General features: G+C 52.7%; 3 protein-coding genes. All 3 read right to left on the bottom strand.

Translation table 11 applies throughout. The features are described 5' to 3' along the window. Positions 1–28: 28 nt before the first annotated feature. The gene (locus tag HQL65_20435; protein ID MBF0138602.1) at positions 29–1,303 is read right to left on the bottom strand and encodes a sodium-independent anion transporter; all 1,275 of its coding nucleotides are present in this window, start codon (positions 1,301–1,303) and stop codon (positions 29–31) included. Positions 1,304–1,332: 29 nt separating this feature from the next. Beyond that, complete coding sequence (locus HQL65_20430) at positions 1,333–1,563, bottom strand: hypothetical protein (protein ID MBF0138601.1); 231 nt, start codon at positions 1,561–1,563, stop codon at positions 1,333–1,335. Between the two features lie 173 nt (positions 1,564–1,736). Beyond that, on the bottom strand, positions 1,737–3,443 hold the full coding sequence (locus HQL65_20425) for a SulP family inorganic anion transporter (protein ID MBF0138600.1): 1,707 nt from the start codon (positions 3,441–3,443) through the stop codon (positions 1,737–1,739). Positions 3,444–3,504: the final 61 nt, after the last annotated feature.

The raw sequence follows: 3,504 nt of genomic DNA, 5'->3' as shown, positions 1-3,504 counted from the left end.
TCTCAAACCTCCCCCGATGGCAAGGTCACTACCAGTCAACTGCCGGATTTAGGATGACCTGAAACAGGTAGACCGAGATGGAGAAAAGCGCACCCACCATGATCCCCTCATCCAGATTGGGGGCAAACCAGAGAGTGGCCACGAAGGTCAACAGGGCCGCAACGCCATCGAGCCTGTTGGCCTTCCAGGAGTGCAAGACTGCCCGAAAATTGACCAGTCCAACCACAGCCATCATGATGACAGCCGCCAGCACGGCCTGGGGCAGATGGTAGAGTCCTGGCGTCAGAAACAATAAGGTGATGAGAACCATGAGCATGGTGATGACGGAAGAAAGACCGGTCATGGCACCGGCATCAAGGTTGACCGCCGATCTGGAAAAGGAACCCGAAGTGGGAAAGGCACTGGTCAGACAGCCGGCCAGATTACCCAATCCCTGACCGATCAGTTCCTGGTTGGGGTCAAGACGATCCCTGGTTTTGGCCGCCATGGCCTTGGCAATGGAGATGGCCTCCATGAAACCGACCAGAGAAATGATGACAGCACCGGATATCAAGCCGCGTATCTGGTCAAGATTCAGGTTGTGGAAGGTTACAACGGGCAGACCTTGGGGAATGACACCAATGACAGCACCACCCATTTTTTCCTCAAAGCCAAGGGCATGGCTGATGATGATGCTGAGCGCAACAGCCACCAGAATATTCGGAATTCTGGGATTGTATTTTTTCAAACCCCACATGGCAGCGAAGGCACAGACCCCGAAGATCAGGCTGGGAACATGAGCATGGTCCATCTGTCGAATCACGCCCCAGATGTCGTGCAAAAAGCTTGCGCTGCGCGGCATCTCAACACCAAGTACCTTGGACAGTTGCGACAGGCCAATGATAAGGGCCGCCGCATTCGTGAAACCGACAACAACCGGGTGGGAAAGAAAATTGACCACGGCCCCCAGTCGAAAAAAACCCATGAAAAATTGTGTGATACCCACCAGCAGAGTCAACAGGATGGCCAGCGCAATGAAGGCATCGCTGCCCGCAGGTGCAAAAGGCATCAGGGTGGAAGCGGTCAGCAGAGAGACAACAGCCACCGGACCGGTTGCCAATTGTTTGGAAGAGCCAAACATGGCCGCAACGGCACCCGGTAAAAATGCCGAATAAAGACCATAATGAAGCGGCATGCCCGCAAGTTGGGCATATGCCATGGATTGGGGGATTAACACCAGGGCCACGGTAATTCCGGCAATCAGATCAGCCAGAAGGGTACTGCGGGAAATACGCGGCCATTGCAGAAACGGAAAGAATTTCATTAATGATATCATAATGTTGATGTGTCCATTCACCATGTGGGAGCAGACACAGGTTTCATCCGGGGTTCATCTCCCGATGCCATCTCCGGCATGGCGATTTCCGGAGATGAAACAATCTGATCAATTCCTTGTTCATATTCAGTGGATGATGAGGAAGCGTTTTTTTGGCCGAGAAATGCCAAGGCGTCTTCCGGAAGACCCTCTTCGGCCAGACCGACTGCGGCAAAATAACGTTCCAATGTTCCCATACTGGTGTTCATGATATGCGCTCCCGAGATTGACTGTTTATTCGAACGAATGAACAGGACAAATATTCAAAATATTTAAAATTTTGCGCAAATTTCTTTGCAGATATGGTTGTGTTGGCAGAATTCGAACCGAACAATTCAAAGGCGATAATGATTTGGCGTTGTGACCATCGCATATTCCTGAATCATGCGGCCTGGTTGGCCGAAAATTTGGACAATTGTGATTGATCGAGTTTGGCAATGCCGCAACACTCCTGAAATACCTGAAATGAGCATCGCGAACATATGTCATGATCCAGGCGGGAAAAAATCGACTGGATGGCCTCACTTTTTGATTTGAAGAGGTGATCCCTGCCGATTTTTTCCAAAAATCCACTTTCATTCAGCATTTTGTATGGAATTTCCTTGACACGGACCAGGTAAAGACCACCGCCGTCCCGGCGGCGTTTTTCAGCCTCATGCGCCAGGAATTCCGCCCCGGACAAATCAATGAAATTGATTCCAGAAGCGATGATGACCAGATGGGTTCGGGGAGATGCCAAAGCATCCAGTTGCTCCCTGATGGAACTGATGGCGGCAAAAAAAATCGACCCGTCCACCCGGACTATCCGAAGTTGTGGGCACTCTGGCAGGGTTTTCAGGGTGGTGAAACGTCGCCGGGGGTGGTCCGGGTCCGGGATGCGGGGAACAACAACGGGGTGAGATGTCCGGGACAAATAAACACCCAACGACAGCATGACACCAAACAAAATGGCAATTTCCAGATTGAAAAACAGGGTTGCCAGAAATGTTGCGATCAGGATGGCTGTTTCCGGGCGGCTGGCGGCGAAGGTCTGCCGGATATGGCGACGATCAATCAAACCCCAGGCCACCAGGAACAACACCCCTGCCATGGCCGCATTGGGCAGGACGGCAGCCATGGGAGCAACCAGGGTGACCAGAAAGATCAAGATCAGTCCGGAACTCGCCGCGGCTATCGGCGTTCTGGCTCCGGATTCGTAGTTCAGACCGGTACGGTTGAAGGATCCAGTGGCAACATAGGAGGAAAAAAAGCTGCCTGCCAGATTGGAAAGACCCTGGGCAATGAACTCCTGATCGGCCTTGATGGTTTGACCACTGCGCAAGGCCATGGCCTGGGCAATGGAAATGGCTTCGGTCAAGGCCAGCAAGGTGACCGCAATCACCCCAGGTGCCAGGATGCGAAGCGAATCCAGGGATAAATCCGGCATGGACAGCGGTGGCAGGGAGGCCGGCAAGGTACCCACGTAAGTCAGACCCGTCTGACCGGCATGAGCAATCTCCAGGACCCATGCCAATAAAGAGCCAGCCATCAGAGACACAATCATGTAAGGTACACGAGGCAGAGAGACCCGACACAAAATACCAACCAGGAGAGTTGTACCACTGACCGCCAGGGCCTGAAGATTGATGCTTTTCAGATCCCGGATCAAAAACAGCAGGGTTTGGATGAAATCACTGCCTCTGGGAATATCAATGCCAAAAAAATTGTGAATTTGACTGGATGCAATCAGGAAGGCCGCACCCGTGGTAAATCCGATCACCACGGAGTGGGAGATGAAATTGACCAGAGTACCCATGCGGATCCAGCCCAGCCCAAGCTGTGTCAGGCCGACCAGAAAAGTCATGGTCAGGGCAAGCTGCACATAGGCGGCGCTGCCGGGTTCAGCCTGGGTACTGAGCAGGGAGTAAATGACAATGGATGCTGCCGTGGTGGGGCCGGAGACCAGATGCCAGGAGGATCCGAAAAAAGCCGCCACAATGGCCGGAATCATTCCGGCATAAAGGCCGTAGACGGGTGGCATGCCGGCAATGGTGGCAAATGCGACCCCCTGTGGCAGAACCACGATGGCCCCGGTCAATCCAGCCAGCAAATCCGCCTTGACCCATGTTCGTCATCTGTAGTGCAAAATCTGATTTATTTCAATATTTTAC

The sequence above is a fragment of the Magnetococcales bacterium genome, from assembly GCA_015228935.1.
In the GTDB taxonomy this organism is placed as follows: domain Bacteria; phylum Pseudomonadota; class Magnetococcia; order Magnetococcales; family DC0425bin3; genus HA3dbin3.
Note: the sequence above shows the minus strand (reverse complement) of the source record. Positions and strands in the feature narration are given on the sequence as shown.

Coding starts and splice junctions, on each gene's coding strand:
- HQL65_20435 (MBF0138602.1), bottom strand. CDS start 1,303: ATGAAATTCTTTCCGTTTCTGCAATGGCCGCGTATTTCCCGCAGTACC.
- HQL65_20430 (MBF0138601.1), bottom strand. CDS start 1,563: ATGAACACCAGTATGGGAACATTGGAACGTTATTTTGCCGCAGTCGGT.